The following is a 4609-nucleotide window of genomic DNA, read 5'->3' as shown; positions in this document are numbered from 1 at the left end:
TGGCCAAACTGGATCGTGATGCGTTCTTCAATGCTGAGTTCATGATATGACATAGGTTCACCGTACCGGATTGGTCAGGTGTTGCGCTCAGTTTTTGCCGCCGCCCCTGATATCCCAACCATGCCTGATGCCTGATTGAGTCAGTTGTTTTCGGTAGGGCCTATTCGAGCTGATTCATTTGCGGGCCTTACCGATACTGCAATGATTTACGGAGAGAAAAGCCTAGTTATATAGGTTTAGGTGGTTTTTAATACTTCAAGGTTTGAGGTCGGACTTGTCGGTAGCCATCAAGGATTTACGCCTTCTATAGGCGAACTCATTGCTCTCGCGGCAGATCCTGATAGCCTAACGTCCATATCTCGAAACACTTCAGCCTCCTCATGACAAGCTTATACAGCTTCTTTTCTGACAGCTCGTCGGTTTTTGTTTTCGATCCTGCAAATAATCGGGCTCCCACTCCTTTATTTAACTGTGGCTCAACTGTGGTAATAGTTTGGTAGGAGTGTGGCTGTAGTGTGGTAGAAGTGTGACTGTAGTGTGGTAGAAGTGTGGCTGTAATGTGGCAACAATATGGTAGCAGTGTGGTGATTCGGTTTTAATTTGGTGAGCAAGTTGCGGGGATCACCACATTGCTGTTGCGGCAGTGTGGTTACATTGTGGCGCTATTGTGTAACTTTTTAAATTGGTGCCCATATTGACATGGTAGGTACTGGGCATTAGGTTTAAAACTGAGGACAGGGTAGGGTTTGTCCCACCGCCGCTTCGCGTCGTTAGGCCACCGGCCCGCTCCACTCGCTCCGCTCGTTCTGCGGTCCTAACCTTTTCCCCTGCTCAGGGCTTCGCCCCGAGACCCCGCCGCAATGCGGCCAGTTAATAGCATGATCGTGTGTTGTCTAGGGGGTGTTTATGTCATCAAGTGAGAACCGTAAGCGCATAGTAAACCTCAAGTTACGCTGTTTGCCGGAAGAGGCAGACAAGATCAAAGAAAAGGCCATTGATAGCGGAGTAAGCATTTCGGAATTCCTGCGTTGCGCAGCATTGAAACGCAAAACACGTTCGACTATAGACAGCCAGATAATAAACGAACTACGTCGTCTTGGAGGGCTACAAAAGCATCTGTTTACTGAGGGCGGAGGGCATACAAACGGTGGACTTGTCTCCAAAGAGTATGGCGAAATTTTGGTCAATATAAAACGCGCGATTCAGAGGATCGAGGGTTAAAAATGCTGGCGAAGGTGCCCGACAAGCGCAACGATGGAAAGAGCAGCTTTAAAAGTCTGCAAAAGTACATTGAGGAGCGCGACGTTATCGACTCGGATACCGGCGAGATTACGGGACGGTTGCGTCACAGGCTGTCAGTCGAGACGAACTGTTTAGACCGTGACACTGCTTGGCGTGAAATGCTGGCTGTTGCGGACATGAATGGTCGGGTTAAAGATCCGGTCTACCACGCGGTTATCTCTTGGCAGAAGGACGAGAAGCCTACAGATAGGCAAGCGTTCGAGGCATGCCAAGTGGCAATGGTGGCGATAGGCATGCAGGACCACCAGTTCGTTGCCGCTGTACATCGTGATACCGATAATCATCATGTACATTTAATGGTCAATCGTGTGAATCCTGAAACCTACAAGGCTGTTTACCCAGACCGGGACTTTTACAAGCTCGACAGAACAATGAGGGAGATTGAGCTTAGCCAAGGATGGAAGCATGATAACGGACCGTTTTCTGTTCATGAAAGGGACGGAAACAAGGTTGTAGATTGGGCTAAGAGTTCGGCAAAAGAGTACCGTAAGGAGCAGGCAGAGAAGCGCACACGCCGTCCTACTAAGGTCAAAGATATGGAGCAGCATACGGGTAATGAGTCGCTTTACTCATATGCGCAGGCTGAGCCGAAAAATGACGCTAAAGCAGTGTTACAAAAGCTTGATTCTTCTTGGCAGTCCCTACATCGTGTTTTGGCTAAGCATGGTTTGGAGCTTCGGCCTACAAGTGACAAGATGAATGCGTTCCGAGTGCATAGCGCTGCAGACCCAAGAATCTGTATCAAGGCGTCCGCTATGGAGCTTGGCGGCGGCAAACTTATAAAGCAGCTTGGCCCGTATGAACAATTTCAAACCCGGTACTTTGATCGGGGCGCGGCAGAGAAGCAGACCTACAGCAAGCATCGTCCGTTGCGTGATCCAGCTAAGCGAACAGAAAACCGTGAGAAGCGAGCCAAAGAACGCGCAGAGCTGCGTGGTAAGTATGACGGGTTTGTTGATGAGTGGAAGGTCACGAAAGCCCCGGCTAAAGCTGAACTAGCCAATAGCCACAAGCTACGTCTTAAGTCGCTCACAGATCAGTATAAGGCAACGAGGGAAGCGATCCGAAGAAGCGGGGTATATGGCAATCAGCGTAAAGCACTTACATCTGTGGCAGCGTTTACGGTTGCGGCCAAACGAGACGAATTAAAGGCTTTAATTAAGGCCGAAAATACCGGTTTCAGAAAAGAGAAATGCCCCTCTTATCGGGACTGGGTGACAGATCGTGCAGAGGCTGGCGACCCGGCGGCCATAGCGCAGCTTCGGGGATTTGCCTACGCAGATAAACGCAAAAGCAAACGGCAGGAAAAGCCAGATATTGCAGACGTACAGCGGCCATATTTTGCGGCTACTTCGGATAGCGATCTTGACCCAGCACGGCCTGTAAGGCTTTCTGAGCGTGTTACGTGGACTGTTGATCGGTCGACTGGTGCTGTTAACTATTCGGTCAATGATCGGTTGGCGTTCCGGGATGAAGGACAGCGCATCACTTTCAACCAGGACAGCCGCAACGATGCGGATAGCATCGAGATGGGGTTGCTGCTGGCGAAGGAGAAATTCGGCGCTGTAGCGGTGCACGGCGGGCAGGAATTCAGGGAAAGGGTGCTTGCGACCGCGGTTGAGCGACGGCTGGATGTGCGGTTTGCTGATCCTGAGCTTGAACAGCAACGCAAAGATGCCATCAAGGCCGACATTGACCAGAAGCGTCAGCGCTTCATAGAGGATCAACAGCAGGTCGATGTTATCCGTGCGCAACACGAGGCCAAGAAAGCGCCCCGGCAGGCTGCTATGACGCGAGATGAGGCGCAGCAGGCGCTATCAGCACCGGCACCGGTTCGGCCAGTCCGTGATTATGTTGAGATGGATGCTGTCGAGGCTGATGTGGCTCAGTATCGGTCTAGATTGAATCGTACACACCGGGAGTTGTGGGGTAAGCGGCCAGACCCGGAGAAGGCGGGCGGCTTCATTGGCCGACACATGGCGAAGGGCAAGGCCATGCAGTGGGACAATGATTTTGGCAAGAACGTAGAGCGCCCATCCGAGGCTCGGTGCGATCACTTAAACAGCCATCATCCCGACGCTATTAAGTTTAGAGATGATGCGTGGAGTCAGGCGTTAAAAACGCATGATTCATCAGTAAGTGCTTGGACAAAAAAGTGCGATTATGCGATGCAAACGTTGATGAATACGCACGTTGATAGTGAGCCAGCAGCACCGAATCAGGACGATCAGCGAGCAGCACGGCAGACCGAAGCTCAGCGGTTGCAGCAGCGTCAGGAAGAGCAAGAGCGTGAGCGTCAGAACTCATTGAACCGGGACTCGCCGGATTTGGATATGTGAGGGTGGGATCATGCTCGATAGAATGAAGTACGTGTGGCGGTTCAACCCGGAAACGCAAGAGTTCGACGATGTTTTGCCGCTCATGGTGCGTAACGACCCCGGCGCGTATTACGTCATTCGGGACGGTTTTGGTGACTTGTGGGTGCATGATCCTTGGGGGCGTGAGTGCCATGCGAATTTTGAATATGTAGAGGTATGCGGTATGACATTCGATAGAGAGCAGTTCGACCCGGACGGGGTCGATGGGCAGCGCACAACTGAAGAACCACCCACGAGGTCGCTGTATTATTCGCTCACCCCAGAGGAGCTGGACGACCTGCGTGCAGAAATGCGGCGTGACGGCCAATTGATGAAAGAGCGGCTTGCTGTCTTAGGTAAAAAATTTTAAGGCATCTAATCAGTATCTGATTTTTCGGCGACGCAGCGTGCCTGTAACGCTTTGTAGCGTTCCACTATCCCCCGATAGGCACACTCAAGCGGGGAGCCAAGTTGTTCTAGGTTCGGCATTATGGGCATTCCTATTTCTGGGGAAGCCAATTTTGTCGAAGATGGCCGACCGCGCCCCCTTGTAGGACGATCTATTCCAGCTTTCACCATGGCACGATTGAATGCGTCCAGAGCCAACCAAATAGCGGTTTTCTGTGCCTCATCGACGGTACACGCTTCCTCAGTCAAGGCGGTAGCTGCATACCTCAACGTAAGAGGTAAGGCATCCAGTGATGCTTCGAGCTGCTTACGTCTGAACGCAGCATCATGGGCTGCCTTCCATGCCTTCCACTCCTCGACTTCAACCTTTGTAAGCAACTGGACTGCGTGTTCTGGCAGCTTGGTATCCCATCGGCTGATCGTGCAGACATAGCTTTGCTTTTGGTTGCCGCTCTCAGTCGTTTCATCGAGAAGGCGTACGCAAGCTACGGGGTTGCCAATGTACTGGATACCTAATGTTTTGGATGCTCCGATCAACTTGT

At 51.6% G+C, this 4609-nt stretch carries 4 protein-coding genes; 3 read left to right on the top strand and 1 reads right to left on the bottom strand.

Annotated features, from left to right (window positions below; all coding sequences use genetic code 11):
* Window positions 1-906: 906 nt before the first annotated feature.
* From mobA to DW49_RS0127800, 3 genes are read left to right on the top strand one after another with little or no spacing between them, the layout of a single operon-like run.
* Window positions 907-1221, top strand: a complete 315-nt coding sequence (gene mobA, locus DW49_RS0127810; protein WP_024421555.1) for a plasmid mobilization protein MobA — start codon at window positions 907-909, stop codon at window positions 1219-1221.
* Window positions 1222-1223: 2 nt separating this feature from the next.
* Window positions 1224-3641, top strand: a complete 2418-nt coding sequence (gene traI / locus DW49_RS0127805; protein ID WP_005615156.1) for a TraI/MobA(P) family conjugative relaxase — start codon at window positions 1224-1226, stop codon at window positions 3639-3641.
* A 10-nt stretch (window positions 3642-3651) separates the two neighbouring features.
* On the top strand, window positions 3652-4029 hold the full coding sequence (locus DW49_RS0127800; RefSeq protein ID WP_005768891.1) for a hypothetical protein: 378 nt from the start codon (window positions 3652-3654) through the stop codon (window positions 4027-4029).
* 5 nt (window positions 4030-4034) lie between these two features.
* Here the strand turns inward: DW49_RS0127800 and DW49_RS0127795 are convergent, their stop codons facing one another.
* Window positions 4035-4604 (bottom strand): hypothetical protein, encoded by a 570-nt coding sequence (locus DW49_RS0127795; RefSeq protein WP_029774779.1) that lies wholly within the window; start codon window positions 4602-4604, stop codon window positions 4035-4037.
* Window positions 4605-4609: the final 5 nt, after the last annotated feature.

The organism is Pseudomonas avellanae BPIC 631 (assembly GCF_000444135.1).
Classification (GTDB): domain Bacteria; phylum Pseudomonadota; class Gammaproteobacteria; order Pseudomonadales; family Pseudomonadaceae; genus Aquipseudomonas; species Aquipseudomonas avellanae.
This window is presented reverse-complemented; position numbering and strand designations above follow the sequence as displayed.

Bases quoted from the DNA above. Each gene is read 5' to 3' on its own strand.
- DW49_RS0127800 (WP_005768891.1), top strand. From the start codon at position 3,652: ATGCTCGATAGAATGAAGTACGTGTGGCGGTTCAACCCGGAAACGCAA.
- mobA (WP_024421555.1), top strand. From the start codon at position 907: ATGTCATCAAGTGAGAACCGTAAGCGCATAGTAAACCTCAAGTTACGC.
- traI (WP_005615156.1), top strand. From the start codon at position 1,224: ATGCTGGCGAAGGTGCCCGACAAGCGCAACGATGGAAAGAGCAGCTTT.